We start from the raw sequence: 14,943 nt of genomic DNA, 5'->3' as shown, positions 1-14,943 counted from the left end.
ACAGCGGATGGACCAGACCGGACGCGACGACGCGCCCGCTTCGCCCGAACCGACACCGGCATCGCCTCCGCCGCCCGGGCTGCTGGACGATTTCGGTCGCCTCGGCCGCGCCTTCCAGAAACTGTTTGGCGCCCAGCTCAGCCTGCTGGCGGCGGAACTCGGGCTCGCGCGCAGCGCGGTCCACTGGCTGCTGGCTGCGGGACTGGTCGCCACCATCGCGGGCGTGGGCCTGGGCCTGACCCTGCTGGGCCTGACCGGCTGGCTGCTGGCGCAATGGTTCAATTCGTGGACCTGGGCACTGGTGGTGCTGGCACTGCTGGAGCTGGGTGTCCTGGGCGGGGCGATCCTGCTGTTCCGTCGCTGCATGCACTGGATGAGCCTGCCGGCGACGCGGGGCGAGTGGAATGCGATGATGCGTGACGTACTGCGTCGTCCCGAGCCGCGGGACGAAACCCGCCCGGAGGACGTGCCGTGAGCATCTTCAAGCAGCTTCATGCCGTTCGCGTGGCGCAGGCCCGTTCGCGTGATGCGCGCCACGAGCTGGCGGTGCCGGCCCAGGCCCTGTTGTCGCGCGGCGTGCGCCATCCGCTGACCACGGTGGGCGTGGCAGGCGGCGCGGGCTTCATCCTCGGACAACTCAATGTGCATCCGCTGCGCGTGCCCGGCCTCGGCGCATTGCTGGGCGGCACGGCCGCCGAAGTCGTGGGCCAGGCCATGCGGCTGGTGGCCGACTTTGCGCAAGGCGGCGTCGATCCGTCATGAACCAGCCCGTGACGCCCGAAACGCCCGCCACTTCGGGTGACGCGGCGGGCACGCCGATACCTGCGGTACCCATGCTGTCGTACCGCGAACCGCGCCTGGTCGCACACCGCCTGCAGCGTGCACGCAGCGCGCGTCGCCACCTGCGCGGCATCCGCATTGCCTTGAACCTGATGCTGGCGCTGGCGCTGCTCTACACGGTGACCCTGACCAAGGCGCTGCTGATTCCGCTGGTGCTGGCCGCGTTCCTGGGCCTGGCGCTCAATCCCATCGTCGCCAGTGGTGCGCGTCTCGGCCTGCCGCGCTGGCTCTGCGCCAGCGTGCTGATGATCGCCCTGATCGTCGGCATCGGCGCCGGCATCGGCATGCTTACGCAGCCGGCGCTGGGCTGGTTCCACGAAGCGCCGGCGGTGATCCGCAGTTTCGTGCCCAAGCTCAAGATGATCACGCAACCACTGGAGGCGGCCAGCCGTGCCACGCAGAGCCTGGTGGCCGGGCAGGGCGCACGCGCGCCGGCCCCGACGCAGTCCGCGCTGGCCTTCAATGCCTGGGACGTGGTGGCGACGACGCCCAAGGTATTGGCGGCGATCCTCACCGTCGTGCTGCTCGTGTTCTTCTTCCTGGTCTATGGCGACCACTTGTTGCGACGGCTGGTGGAGGCGGCGCCCAGCTTCAGTTACAAGCGACACGCCGTTGCGGTGGTGCGCAGCATCCAGACCGAGGTGTCGCGCTACATCCTCACCACCACGCTGATCAATTTTTCGCTGGGTGCGGTGACGGCCGGCATGCTGTGGCTCTACCACATGCCCGATCCGCTGCTGTGGGGTGCGGTCGCCATGCTGGCCAACTTCATTCCCTATGTGGGCGCGATCACCACCACCACCGTGCTCGCCCTGGTCGGGCTGATGAACTTCAACGATGCCGGTCCCGCCCTGCTGCCCGCGCTGACGTTCGCAGGCATCACCGCGTTCGAGGGCAACCTGGTGACGCCGATGATCCAGGGCCGGCGCATGCGCCTGAGTCCGATCGCCATCCTGCTGTGGCTGCTGATCTGGGGCTGGCTGTGGGGCATTCCCGGCGCGCTGCTGGCCGTGCCCATGCTCACCAGCGTCAAGCTGGTATGCGAGCGCGTGCGCGGCTGGCGCTGGTTTGCGCTGATGGTGCAGCGCTGATCGCCGCCCGGTGACCGTATAAGCGGAAGCCGCGCCGGGACTCATGGCGAGCGGGTTCCGGTCGCGCGCGCCTTGCGACGATGCCTGGCTCGCCTTACGCTTTTGCCCCGGTGGACACGCCGTCCATCGACAGGGGGCTACATGGCAATACGGCATTACCTGCTCGCCGCACTCGCGGCGCTGGCACTGAGTGGCTGTGGCATCAAGCGCACCAATATCCCGGATACCGCGTCGATGCCGCAGGGTTCCGGCGTCATGGTGGCGCGTGTCGTCTTTGTCCAACGCAACGCAGCCGGTGACGAACCCGCCCCTGCGCTCACTGCGATCAAGACGACCAACCTCACCGTTGCATCGCTGATCCTGGATCTGCATCCGGGGGAAAACTTCACGGTGATGAGCTTGCCCGCCGGCAACTACACCTGGCGCGGCCTCTACGTGGGCCGGCGAAATTCCGAATTCAGGAATCGCCTGCCCTTCGAGATCCAGGCCGGCAAGATCAACTATGTGGGTGACATCGTGGTGACGCTCGACTGGAACGACCTGACACGCTACGGCATGCGCGTACGCAGCAACCTGGCGGCCTCGGAAACGTATGTGCACGAGGTCTACCCGCAACTGTCCGGGCACTACCCGATGGTGGCGAGCCTCACCGAGGACGACCGCTGACGCGGGATGCCCGTGCCCCGCAGTCGCACCACGTCACCAGTCGATGCGTTGCCGGTCGCGGAAAAAGCCGCCGGTGATCGCGGGTCGTGTGGGCAAGGTGGCCGCCCACACGATGCCGGCCGCGCCATCGGCCACGGGCCGGCCGCCATGGCCGCCCATGTCGGTGGCGACCCAGCCGGGACATACCGCGTTGACCAGGATGCCGCTGCCACTCAGTTCGGACGCCAACATGCGGGTATGGCTGTTGAGCGCGGCCTTGGAGACGCGATAGGCGGGGCAGCTGGCGCCTTCGCTGTCCATGGCACCGCAACCACTGGAAACATTGACGATGCGGCCGTAGCCGTGGAGCTGCATCAGCGGCAGCATCGTCTCGCTCAGTTGCCAGGCACCGAGCAGGTTGGTTTCCAGCGCCTGCCGGACGAGGTCCATGTCCACTGACGAGGCCTGGTTGTCCACGTCGAAATACGCGCCGGCGTTGTTGACCAAAACATCCAGCCGCCCGAATTCGCCTTCGATGCGCGCCGCCAGCTCGCGCACGTCGTTGGTCGAGGTCACGTCCAGCGCCACCGGCACCACAGCGCCACCTTCGCGACGCAGGCTGCGCGCCGCCTTCTCGCCGGCCAGGGCGTTGCGCGCGCCCAGCAGCACCGTCATGCCGAGGGCGGCAAGCTGCCGCGCGACTTCGAAGCCCAGGCCGCGATTGGCGCCGCTGACCAGGGCGATCCGCTGGGCCAGCGCCGGCTCGGCGGCGGTGGCCCGACGCCGGCCTGGCCTGAGCGGAAAGGCCACAGCGTTCATGGAGCGGCGGCCAGCTGGTCGCAACGTTCGCTGGCGCAGGCCTGCCAGCCACCACCCAGCGCCTTGTACACCGACACGGCGCGCAGGTTGATCGACGCCCGCGCATCGGCCAGCGAGTCTTCCGCTTCAAGCTGCGTGCGTTCGGCATCCAGCAACTGCAGGAAGTCGGCGGCACCTTCGTTGTAGCGGATACGGGCAAGATCGGCGGCCCGGCGGCTGTTGGTCACCTGGTCCTGCAGCTTGAGCACGCGCTCGCGCTGCAGGTTGTAACCCACGATGGCGTTGTCCACGTCTTCCACGGCCTGCAGCACCGAACGCTGGTAGCTGGCCAGCGCCGCGTCGGCACGAGCCTCGCTTGCCTTCACGTTGGATCGCACCCGCTGCACGTTGAGACCCGACCAGGTGATGCTCGGCGCGATGGACCACGCGCGCGATTGGGCACCGCCGAAATCGTTGCTGCGACCGGACAGGAAACCCAGGAAACCGCCGAGCTGGATGTGCGGGTAGTAGTCCGCCTTCGCCACCCCGATGCGCGCATTGGCGGCAGCGAGTTCGCGTTCGGCCACGCGCACGTCCGGGCGTCGCTTGAGCACGTCACCGGCATTGCCGATGTCCAGCGCCACGTCGATTGGCTTGAAGCCCTTCGGCGAGAGGTCGATGTCCAGCTCACCCGGACGTTCGCCCAGCAGCACGGCAAGGCGCGAGGTGTCGTTCTGCGCCAGCGTCTGCAGGGTCGGCAGCTGGGCTTCCACGAACTTCAGCCGCGCGGTGGCGCTCGCCACGTCCTGCTCGGAGCCGGTGCCGATGTCCGAGCGCGCGTGGATGAGCCGCAGCGATTCGCGCTGGTTCTCGATATCGCGATTGGCCACGTCGATGCGCAGCTGCACGCCACGCAGGTCGAAGTAGTTGCGCGCCACCTCGGCGAACAGGGTCACCTGCGCATCCTGCAGTGACGCCTCGCTGGCGCCGGCTTCCGCACCGGCCGCTTCGACCGAGCGGCGTACACCGCCGAACAGGTCGATCTCCCAGCTGGCGTCGAAGCCCGCCTGGTAGCTGGTGACGGTGGTGCGCTGGTCGGTGAAGCCCGGTTGCTGCCCACGGCTGCGCGAATAGTTCGCCACGGTCTCCACGTCCGGTATCTGCTGCGATTTCGCCACGCCGAGCAGCGCACGCGATTCGCGCAGGCGGGCATAGGCGATCTTCAGGTCGGGGCTGTTGGCGGCGGCGCGCTGGATCAGTGCTTCCAGCGTGGGATCGTTGAACTGCTTCCACCACTGCGCCTGGAAGGTTTGCGTCGATTCCTGCGCAGTGACGCCCTGCACGACCACCGGCTTTTCCTGCGGCGCGTGATAGTCGGGACCCACGCTCACGCAACCGGACAGCATGATGGCGGCGGCCATGGCGGCGACTTTCCTGGCTGCATGGCGGCGGGATACGGGCTCGCAGGCACAGCCATCAGCGATGGCGAAATCCATGTGGCCCACGCCCGATGCGAGGGTGTCGCTGGAGCGGCCCCTCACCCCGGCCCTCTCCCCGGCGGGGAGAGGGAGAAGTGTGGTCTTGAGGTTCTTCAAGAACGACATATCAATGCTCCTCGATAACGTTGCCGGCCTGCGCCAGGCGCGCGGCCTTGCGGGCGCGGCGGCGTTCGCCCATGCGCTCGCCCCAGCCGCGCACCAGCACATAGAACAGCGGTGTGAAGATCAGGCCGAAGAAGGTGACGCCCAGCATGCCGGCGAACACCGCCACGCCCATCGCGTGGCGCATCTCCGCGCCGGCGCCGTGCGAGGTCACCAGCGGCACCACGCCCATGATGAAAGCGAACGAGGTCATCAGGATCGGGCGCAGTCGCAGTCGCGCGGCTTCCAGCACGGCCTGCACGCGGTCCATGCCTTCGAGGATCTGCGCCTCGCGGGCGAACTCCACGATCAGGATTGCGTTCTTGCACGCCAGGCCCACCAGCACGATCAAACCGATCTGGGTGAAGATGTTGTTGTCGCCACCGGACGCCCACACGCCCGAGATGGCGGACAGCAGCACCATCGGCACGATCAGGATCACCGCCAGCGGCAGCAACAGGCTTTCGTACAGCGAGGCCAGCACCAGGAACACCAGCAGCACGCACAACGGGAACACCAGCACCGCGGTATTGCCGGCGAGGATCTGCTGGTAGGTCAGCTCGGTCCACTCGAAGGTCATGCCATTGGGCAGGTTGTCCTTCGCCAGCTTCTCGATCGCGGCCTGTGCCTGGCCACTGCTGAAGCCCGGTGCCGGGCCGCCGTTGATCTCGGCGGTCGGATAGCCGTTGTAGTGCTGCACGCGATCCGGGCCCACGGTCTGCTTGACCGTAAGGAACGAACCCAGCGGCACCATCTCGCCGGTCGAACTGCGCGTCTTGAGCCCGAGGATGTCCTGCGGCTCATGGCGGAAGCCCGGCTCGGCGGACACGTTCACCTGGTAGGTGCGGCCGAAGCGGTTGAAGTCATTGACGTAGAGCGAGCCAAGGTAGGCCTGCATGGTCTGGTAGACGTCGGCCAGGTCCACGCCTTCGGCCTTGGCCTTCTCGCGGTCCACGTCGGCATCGATCTGCGGCACGCTCACCTGGTAACTGGAGAACAGGCCGGCCAGCGTCGGCACCTTGGTACTGGCCTGAACCAGGTTCTGCGTCTGCTTGTACAACTCCTCGAAGCCGGCGTCGGAACGGTCTTCCACTTGCAGGCGGAAGCCACCGATCGTGCCCAGGCCATTCACCGGCGGCGGCGGGAAGATCGCGATATAGGCGTCCTGGATGCCGGCGTACTTCTGTTGCAGGGCGGCGGTGATCGCACCGGCCGACAGCGACGAATCGCGACGCTGGTCGAACGGCTTCAGCGTCACGAACACGATGCCTGAGTTGGTGCTGTTGGTGAAGCCGTTGATCGACAGGCCCGGGAACGCCACCGCACTTTCCACGCCCGGCTGCTTGAGCGCGATGTCGCTCATGCGGCGGATCACGTCTTCCGAACGATCCAGCGAAGCGGCATCCGGCAGCTGCGCGAACGACACCAGGTACTGCTTGTCCTGCGGCGGCACGAAACCGGTCGGCACGTGGGCGAAGCCGAACAGGCCCAGCAACACGAGGCCACCATAGACGACGAGCGCAATGGAGCCCGAACGCAGGATGCGCTTCACCCCACCCACGTAACGGTTCGCACTGCTGACAAACAGGCGGTTGAACGGGCGGAACAGCCAGCCGAACGTACGGTCGATGAGCAGGCTCAGCTTGTCCTTCGGTGCATCGCGGTCCTTGAGCAGCAGCGCGGCAAGCGCCGGGCTCAGGGTCAGCGAATTGAAGGCCGAGATCACCGTGGAGATGGCGATGGTCAGCGCGAACTGGCGATAGAACTGGCCAGTGAGGCCGCTGATGAAGGCCGCCGGCACGAACACCGCGCACAGCACCAGCGCCGTGGCCACGATGGGCCCGGTCACTTCGTTCATCGCCTTGCGCGTCGCTTCCTTGGGCGACAAGCCATGCTCGATATGTCGCTCGACGTTCTCCACCACCACGATGGCGTCGTCCACCACGATGCCGATGGCCAGCACCAGGCCGAACAGCGACAGCGCGTTGAGCGAGAAGCCGGCGAGCAACATCACCGCGAAGGTGCCGATCAGCGACACCGGCACGGCCACCAGCGGGATGATCGACGCGCGCCAGGTCTGCAGGAACAGGATCACCACCAGCACCACCAGGGCAATGGCTTCGAACAAGGTATGCACCACCGCTTCGATCGAGCCACGCACGAAGACCGTGGGGTCGTACACGATCTGGTAGTCCACGCCCTGCGGGAAGTCCTTCTTCAGGTCCACCATCAGCGCGCGGACTTCATCGGAAATCTGGATGGCGTTGGAACCCGGGCGCTGGAAGATCGGAAGCGCCACGGCCGGCTGGTTGTTGAGCAGGCTGCGCAGCGCGTAGTTGTTGGAACCCAGTTCGACGCGTGCCACATCACGCAGGTGCGTGAACGAACCATCGGCGTCCTTGCGCACGATGATGTTGAGGAAGTCTTCCTCGGTGATCAGTCGGCCCTGCGTGTTGATATTGAGCTGGAAGGCGGAGTTGGTCGGGCCCGGCGGCGCATTCAGCGCACCGGCCGCCACCGTGATGTTCTGCTCCTGGATCGCATGCACCACGTCGCCCGTGGTGAGCTGGCGCGAGGCCAGTCGCTGCGGATCTAGCCACACGCGCATGCTGTATTCGCCGGCGCCGAAGATCTGCACGTCGCCGACGCCATCGAGACGGGCGAGCTGGTCCTTGATGTGCAGGCGCGCATAGTTCGACAGGTACAGCATGTCGTAGCGCTGGTCGGGCGAGATCAGGTGCACCACCATGGTGAGGTCGGGCGAGCTCTTCTGCGTGGTCACGCCCAGTCGCTGCACTTCCTCCGGCAGGCGCGGCTGCGCTTGCGCGACGCGGTTCTGCACCTGCACCTGGGCGTTGTCCAGATCCGTGCCCAGCGCAAAGGTGACGGTCAACGTCATCGCGCCGTCGCTGGTGGACTGCGAGCTGGTGTAGAGCATGCCTTCCACGCCGTTGATCTGCTCTTCCAGCGGCGTGGCGACGGTTTCGGCGATCACCTTGGGGTTGGCGCCGGGATAGGAGGCACGCACCACCACGGTGGGCGGCACGACCTCGGGGTATTCGCTGATCGGCAGCTTGAACAGCGCGATGCTGCCCGCGATGAGGATCAGCACGGAGAGGACGCCAGCCAGGATCGGCCTGTCCACGAAGTATTGGGCGAGTTTCATTGCATTCGTCCTGGTTGCTCGTAGGCACCATTCCCGCCCGGGGCGGGGACTTTCGGCGCTCTGTTCGCGATGTGCGGAAACAAGGCGACCCTGGCCCCCGGCTCAACGCAGAGAGGGCGCTCACACTTGCGACTTGATTTCCTGAGTCGTCATCCCTGCGTTCGCAGGAATGACGAGCCAAAGAGTTACGGCTTCTGCGCCGCCTTGTTCCCGCTGGCGCCACCCGCCATCGCCAGCTGCTTGTTCGGATCCAGACTGCGCGTTTCCATCGCCACCTTGCTCGGGTTCACTTCCACGCCCGGGCGCACGTGCTGGATGCCGTTGACAATCACGGTGTCCCTGGCGTCGAGACCTTCGGTAACCACGCGCAGGCCGTCCAGTAGCGGGCCGGTGACCACGCGGCGGTATTCCACTTTGCGGTCCTTGTCGACCACGTAGACGTACTTGTTGCCCAGGTCGGCGCCCACGGCACGGTCATCGACCAGTGCGCGCGGCTGGCGGCTGTCGCTGCGGAGCTGGATGCGTACATAAAGCCCCGGCGTGTAGCTGGCGTCGGCATTGTCGAACACCGCGCGCAGGCGGATCGTGCCGCTGCCGGCGCGAAGCTGGTTGTCGACGAAGTCGACGCGGCCGGCATGCGGAAACCCTTTTTCGTCGGCCAGCGCCATCGAAATCTGCGGCGAAGCGCCGTGTTCGCGACGCTGGCGGTCGAATTTCAGGTAGCTGTGTTCATCCACGTCGAAATAGGCATAGATCGGGTCGACGCTGACCACACTGGTGAGCACGTCATTGCTGGTGACCAGGTTGCCGGGCGTCACCAGCGCATTGCTGACGCGGCCGTCGATCGGGGCACGCACTTCGGTAAAGCCGAGATTGAGCCGGGCGGCGTCGAGCGCCGCGGTGGTCGAGGCGACCTGCGCCTTGGCACTCTGCGCGGCGGTGGCCTGACGATCGGCCTCCTCCTTGGCGACGGCGTGTTGCTCCAGCAGCCGCTGTGCGCGTTCCGTATTGGCCTGGGCCAGCACCTGCTCAGCCCTGGCCTGGCTCAGGTTCGCATTCAGACGATCCACTTCGGCCTGGTACGGGCGCGGGTCGATGCGAAACAGCAGGTCGCCCTTGCGGACGATGGCACCTTCGCGGAAATGCACCGAGTCCACATAGCCGCCGACGCGGGGCCGCAGCTGGATGGTGTCGACGGCCTGCAGGCGGCCGGTGAACTCGTCGGCGTCGTCCACGGGGCGCACCAGCACCTGCGCCACCGTGACGGCCGGAGGCGCTCCGCCCGGCGCCGCCTGCGCATGGGTGTCGCCGCCATGGCCCAACAGGGCCCAGCTGCCGCTCACCACGGCCAGGGCAAGAATGGCGAGAATCCATCGTTTGTTCATATCGCGCTCCCAGAATGATCTCGTCGACGGCGGGGGAGGTCGACGAGCAGGGGCGAGAGATTAGGTATACCATCTGGTTCAATAAATACCTTCTTGTGCAATGCAATAGTGACTGCCAGTCACGAATGGGGTGATAATCGAAGCTATGGAAGACTTTGCCGCAATCTCCGCGTTTGTCCGCGTGGTCGAGGCCAAGAGCTTCGCCGCCGCCGCCGCCCAGCTGGGCATGACCCCGTCCGGCGTCAGTCGCGCCGTGTCGCGCCTGGAGGAACAGCTGGGTGCCCGGCTGCTCTTTCGCTCCACGCGTTCGCTACGTTTGACCGACGATGGGGCCGCGTTCCATGCGCGTTGCAAGGAGATCCTTGCCGACCTGGCCGAGGCGACCGAGGCGCTCGGCTACGCCAGCCGCAAGCCAAGCGGCAAGTTGCGCATCGGCGTCCCGGCGGCCGTCGGTCGTACTGTGATCATTCCCAGGCTGGCCGAATTCGAGCAGCGCTATCCGGACATCCGTCTGGAACTGTCGATGTGCGACTACCCGTATGACCTCAACGAGGAAGGCATCGACTGCGCGGTGCGCGTCGGCCCGCTGGAGGATTCCAGCCTGATCGCCCGCAAGATCGGCTACCTGCGCAACGTGATGATCGCCTCGCCGGAGTACCTGGCCAGGCACGGCGCGCCGCAGAGCATCGAGGATCTCAAGGATCACCGCTGCATCAACTACATCCTGCCCAATGGCCGTCCGCGCCAGTGGCAGTTCGAGACGCCCAGCGGGCAGGTGGCCGTCGACATCGATGCGCATCTGCTGATCAACGACGCCGAGTCGGTGATCCAGGCCGTGGTGGCGGGCCTGGGCATCACCCAGGCGCCGCATGTGATCGCCGCCTGCATGCTGGATTTCGGCAAGCTCGAGCTGGTGATGACCGACACCACCTCCACCGGCAAGCCGGTGTGGATCGTCTATCCGCAGAAGAAGCACCTGTCCGCCCGCGTGCAGGCCTTCATCGAGTGGGTGCGCGAGGTGTTCGAGCAGACCAGCGAGCCGGGCAAGCACAGGAAGCCGGTCGTGGCGGCGGTGCCGGAGCGCCTGAGCGCCTGATTGTTGCCAGACGACAGGAGCGCCATGCGTGCGCTCCTGTCGAACAGCGAGGGCTCAGGCGCCCGCCGGCATCAGCAACAGCAGGGCAATGCCCAGGGCGATGCGATAGATCGCGAACGGCGTGAAGCGGTGGCTGCGGATATAGCCGAGCAGCCACTTCACCGCCACGAAGGCGACGATGGCCGAGACCACGAATCCGACGCCGAAGGCGGTCCAGTCCTCGTGGTGCACGCCGCCTTCCTTCAGTACCTTCAGCAGCTCATAGCCGGTGGCGGCATACATGGTGGGAATGCCCACCAGGAAGGCGAATTCCGTCGCCGCCGCACGATTGCTGGTGCCAGCCAGCATCGCCGTGAAAATGGTCGCCGCCGAGCGCGAAGTGCCGGGGAAGATGCCCGCGATCATCTGCGCAATGCCCACCAGGATGGCCACGCGCCAGCTCACCTGCGTGCGATCGGGCTGGCGGGCGGCAAGGCGTTCGGCGGCGATCATCCACAGTCCGCCGATGACCAGCGCCCACGCCACCGGCGTCACCGCCTCGGGCAGCTTGAAGCCCAGCTTCACTGCGATGAAGCCGAGCACGGCCGTGATCAGGAATGCCACCAGCAGCTTGGCGAGGTAATCGCGGTTGGCCGGATCGCGCCATTGCGTGAACAACTGCCAGATGCGGCCCCAGTAGATGAAGGTGACCGCGAGGATCGCACCCGCCTGGATGCCGACGTTGAACAGGTCCGAGCGCTCGCCCAGGCCGAACTTTTCGGCGATCAGCAGGTGTCCCGTGCTGGAAATGGGCAGAAACTCGGTGATGCCTTCGATGATGCCAAGCAGGATGACGTTGATCAGGTCGCTCACGAAAACTCCGACGGTTGGCCGGCACCGGTTCCATGCCGGCGCAAAGCGGCATAGCTTACGGGACTGGCATGGCGTTTTCGGGGCGATCGGTCCGGGACGTGTCCTGTCGGCTCCGCGTGGCCGTCCCCGTCATGGCGGGACGGACGGCGCGGCAGTCTGTATGCACTCAAAAGGTGCATTCCAGTGTTTCATCGTAGTGCAACATGGCCGCGCCACGATGCCTTTTCTGCCATTAACTTATTGATAGTGAAAGAGGCTTTCGCTTGGCACAGGCCTTGCTCTGAAGCGTATCGTTTCCTCACCTTTAACCCGCCGAGGTTGTCCATGTCGTCCGCCGCCCAGAAAGTGCTCGATCTGATCCAGGAACACGAAGTCGAATTCGTCGACTTCCGCTTTGCCGACATGCTCGGCAAGCATCATCACGTCACGTTCCCGGCCCATGCCATCGACGAGGGCACCTTCGAGGACGGCAAGATGTTCGACGGCTCGTCGATCACCGGCTGGAAGGGCATCAACGAGTCCGACATGATCCTGCTGCCGGATCCGGATACCGCCTATATCGATCCGTTCAGCGCGCACACCCAGATGGTGCTGCATTGCGACGTGCTGGAACCGTCGACCATGCAGGCCTATGGCCGCGACCCGCGCTCCATCGCCAAGCGCGGCGAGGCGTACCTGAAGTCCACCGGCATCGCCGACACCGCCTTCTTTGGTCCGGAGCCGGAATTCTTCATCTTCGATTCGGTGCGCTGGCAGAACGACATGGGCCGCGTGTTCTACGAGATCGGCTCCGAGGAAGCCGCGTGGAGCTCGCGCTACAAGTACGAAGACAACAACACCGGCCACCGTCCGGGCGTGAAGGGCGGCTACTTCCCGGTCAGCCCGGTGGACTCGCTGGGCGACCTGCGCGCCGACATGTGCAAGGTGCTGGAGTCGCTCGGCCAGGTGGTCGAAGTGCACCACCACGAAGTGGCCAATGCCGGCCAGTGCGAGATCGGCGTGAAGTTCAACACGCTGGTGCAGAAGGCCGATGAACTGATGACGATGAAGTACGTCATCAAGAACGTCGCCCACCAGAACGGCAAGACCGTCACCTTCATGCCCAAGCCGATCGTCGGCGACAACGGCAGCGGCATGCACGTGCACCAGTCGCTTTCCAAGGACGGCACCAACCTGTTCGCCGGCGACCTGTACGGCGGCCTGTCGCAGACCGCGCTGTGGTACATCGGCGGCATCTTCAAGCACGCCAAGGCCATCAACGCGTTCGCCAACTCCACCACCAACAGCTACAAGCGCCTGGTGCCGGGCTTCGAAGCGCCGGTGATGCTGGCCTACTCGGCCCGCAACCGCTCGGCCAGCTGCCGCATCCCGTACGTGTCGAGCCCGAAGGGTCGCCGCATCGAAGTGCGCTTCCCCGATCCGATGAACTCCGGCTACCTGGTGTTCACCGCGCTGATGATGGCGGGCCTCGACGGCATCATCAACAAGATCGACCCGGGTGCGCCGGCCGACAAGGATCTGTACGACCTGCCGCCGGAAGAAGAGAAGAACATTCCGCAGGTGTGCTCGAGCCTGGACGAAGCGCTCAATGCGCTGGACAAGGACCGCGAGTTCCTCAAGGCCGGTGGCGTGTTCACCGACGACTTCATCGACGCCTATATCGCGGTGAAGATGCAGGAAGTGACGCGCTACCGCGCCAGCACGCACCCGCTGGAATTCCAGATGTACTACGCGCTCTGATCGCGCAGGCAAGTTGGGTGGGAGGGACAACGGGCGCTGCGGCGCCCGTTGTTTTTGCCGGCCCCGCCATCATTCAGCGCAGGGGATGCGGCTCGCTCGAGCCGCTCAGCGCAGCTCGACCACCACCAGGCCTTGCGGCGGAATGTCGATGCTCAGCCGACCGTTCTGCACGACCACCTGCTCGGCTGCCGACAATTTGCCGGCTTCACGCAACTGCACGATCTGTTCGCGGCTGGGCCCTGCCGGGCGGCCCATCCGGTCGAACGCGGCGACTGCATTGCCGTGGGCCTGGTCCAGGCGCCACAGCGTGGCCTGCGCGCCGGCCTTGAGCTTCTTCACCTCGACGTCGAAGTGCCTGCTGCTGCCCTTCGGTTCGCCCGGGGTGTATTCGGCGCTGTCGCCCACCGGCGGGGCGTAGTTCCACAACGCCAGCACCACGGTGCCGTCGGCGCGCCGGGTGGCCAGCGCGCTGTCGGACTTCAGCGGCAACTGCACGTCACCGAGCTTGTGCAGCATGGCGAACGCATTGAACGCCGGCTTCTCGATGCGATCGGCGGCGATCAGGCCGAAGCCGCCATAGAACGGAGTCTTCACCACGCCCTGTTCCTCGAACACGTCGGAGAACGACCAGTAGCTCATGATGTCAACCTTGCCCGCGCATTCGCGGATGGTGTTGGCCATCCACGGACCCATGTAGATGGTGTCGGTGACATTGGGCAGGTTGGCGTACGAGGCGTTGTACTCGCTGAAGATCAGCGGCAACCTGGGCATCGACGAGGCGGCGATTTCCTTGTGCACCTTGTCCACCGAACGGCAGACCATGTCGGCACGCGCGATGTTCTCGCCGGTCTTGAACACGTTCTGCGCAGTGTCGTCGCCGTACACGTGCGTGCTCACGAAATCGACCGGCGTGCCGCTCTGCTTCACATGCCTGAGGAACTCCGGCACCCACGCGGCCTGCGCCGTGCTGGGGCCGCCCACGCGCAAGCGCTTGTCCACCGCCTTGAGCGTGCGGGCCGTGCGGTCATACAGCTCGAAATAGGTGGGCTGTTCGGGCTTGCCGCCCCAGAAGGCCAGGTTGGGCTCGTTCCACACCTCGAAGTACCAGCTGGATACTTCCTCGATGCCGTAGCGCTCGATCAGGTGCCGGCTGAAGGCGCGGATCATCGCCTCCCACTCGGACCAGTCCTTCGGCGGCATCACGTTGGGGTGGTACCAGAAGTCGTGCACCTTCGACGGGTCGGCGCTCAGCTCTTCCGGCATGAAGCCCAGCTCCACGAACGGCTTCACGCCGCGCTCCAGCAGGCCGTCATAGATCTGGTCGACGTAGCTGAAGTTGTAGGCGACCTTGCCCTGGGCATCGCGATACACCACGCCCACATCGCGATCGAAGATGCCGTGGAAGCGGATGTAGCCCATGCCGGTGGCCGCGCGCACGGCTTCAAGATCCTTGCGGTAGTCGTCGCGCAGCGCGAGCGAGGCGCGACCCGAACCGAACATCTGCTCCCAGAAGTGCGGCAGGGGCGTGCCCTTGCTGCCGGCATCGACCTGCAGTTGCACATCAGCCGCACTGCCCGCCTGGGCATGCACGCTGCCCAACAAGGCGAGGCAAGCGGCTGCGCATGCGCCTGCAGCGAAGCGACGGAGCGGTGACTGGGCTGGCATGGCAGGTCCTTGAGTGCAGGGGAGG

At 65.8% G+C, this 14,943-nt stretch carries 12 protein-coding genes; 6 read left to right on the top strand and 6 right to left on the bottom strand.

Translation table 11 applies throughout. From position 1 onward, the window contains the following. Positions 1–7: 7 nt before the first annotated feature. The 4 genes from ACXU4B_RS14650 (at position 8) to ACXU4B_RS14635 (ending at position 2,597) form a co-directional block, all read left to right on the top strand. Positions 8–475, top strand: a complete 468-nt coding sequence (locus ACXU4B_RS14650) for an ABC transporter ATP-binding protein (protein ID WP_131411198.1) — start codon at positions 8–10, stop codon at positions 473–475. Next, positions 472–762, top strand: coding sequence for a hypothetical protein (locus tag ACXU4B_RS14645; protein WP_131411200.1), 291 nt, complete (start codon positions 472–474; stop codon positions 760–762). Before ACXU4B_RS14650 ends, ACXU4B_RS14645 begins: the two co-directional genes overlap by 4 nt. Then, positions 759–1,931: an AI-2E family transporter gene (locus ACXU4B_RS14640; protein ID WP_131411202.1), complete on the top strand. Its 1,173-nt coding sequence runs from the start codon at positions 759–761 to the stop codon at positions 1,929–1,931. The genes ACXU4B_RS14645 and ACXU4B_RS14640 overlap by 4 nt, the downstream gene beginning before the upstream one ends. A 141-nt stretch (positions 1,932–2,072) precedes the next feature. Further along, a complete protein-coding gene (locus ACXU4B_RS14635; RefSeq protein WP_131411204.1) occupies positions 2,073–2,597 on the top strand; it encodes a hypothetical protein in 525 nt (174 codons plus the stop codon). A gap of 33 nt (positions 2,598–2,630) precedes the next feature. Here ACXU4B_RS14635 and ACXU4B_RS14630 read toward each other — a convergent pair whose 3' ends face one another. The 4 genes from ACXU4B_RS14630 to ACXU4B_RS14615 all read right to left on the bottom strand — a co-directional run bounded on the left by ACXU4B_RS14630 (position 2,631) and on the right by ACXU4B_RS14615 (position 9,565). After that, positions 2,631–3,395, bottom strand: coding sequence for an SDR family oxidoreductase (locus tag ACXU4B_RS14630; protein WP_131411206.1), 765 nt, complete (start codon positions 3,393–3,395; stop codon positions 2,631–2,633). Further along, positions 3,392–4,795 carry an efflux transporter outer membrane subunit gene (locus ACXU4B_RS14625; RefSeq protein WP_131411208.1) on the bottom strand — a complete coding sequence of 468 codons (1,404 nt, stop codon included), beginning with the start codon at positions 4,793–4,795 and terminating at the stop codon, positions 3,392–3,394. Before ACXU4B_RS14625 ends, ACXU4B_RS14630 begins: the two co-directional genes overlap by 4 nt. Before the next feature lie 184 nt (positions 4,796–4,979). Continuing rightward, positions 4,980–8,180 carry an efflux RND transporter permease subunit gene (locus ACXU4B_RS14620; protein ID WP_131411210.1) on the bottom strand — a complete coding sequence of 1,067 codons (3,201 nt, stop codon included), beginning with the start codon at positions 8,178–8,180 and terminating at the stop codon, positions 4,980–4,982. A 185-nt stretch (positions 8,181–8,365) separates the two neighbouring features. Further along, entirely contained in the window at positions 8,366–9,565 is a 1,200-nt protein-coding gene (locus ACXU4B_RS14615) for an efflux RND transporter periplasmic adaptor subunit (RefSeq protein WP_131411212.1), read from the bottom strand. Positions 9,566–9,710: 145 nt separating this feature from the next. Here ACXU4B_RS14615 and ACXU4B_RS14610 point away from each other — a divergent pair, with 145 nt between their 5' ends. Then, positions 9,711–10,661, top strand: coding sequence for a LysR family transcriptional regulator (locus ACXU4B_RS14610; RefSeq protein ID WP_131411214.1), 951 nt, complete (start codon positions 9,711–9,713; stop codon positions 10,659–10,661). 54 nt (positions 10,662–10,715) lie between these two features. Here ACXU4B_RS14610 and ACXU4B_RS14605 read toward each other — a convergent pair whose 3' ends face one another. Further along, entirely contained in the window at positions 10,716–11,513 is a 798-nt protein-coding gene (locus tag ACXU4B_RS14605; RefSeq protein ID WP_131411216.1) for an undecaprenyl-diphosphate phosphatase, read from the bottom strand. A 324-nt stretch (positions 11,514–11,837) separates the two neighbouring features. Here ACXU4B_RS14605 and glnA point away from each other — a divergent pair, with 324 nt between their 5' ends. Next, positions 11,838–13,253: a type I glutamate--ammonia ligase gene (gene glnA, locus ACXU4B_RS14600; protein WP_131411218.1), complete on the top strand. Its 1,416-nt coding sequence runs from the start codon at positions 11,838–11,840 to the stop codon at positions 13,251–13,253. A 105-nt stretch (positions 13,254–13,358) separates the two neighbouring features. On the opposite strand, the gene ACXU4B_RS14595 is transcribed toward glnA, so the two are convergent. Continuing rightward, positions 13,359–14,918, bottom strand: coding sequence for a GH39 family glycosyl hydrolase (locus tag ACXU4B_RS14595; RefSeq protein WP_131411220.1), 1,560 nt, complete (start codon positions 14,916–14,918; stop codon positions 13,359–13,361). Positions 14,919–14,943: the final 25 nt, after the last annotated feature.

The organism is Dyella soli, from assembly GCF_054482295.1.
This window is presented reverse-complemented; position numbering and strand designations above follow the sequence as displayed.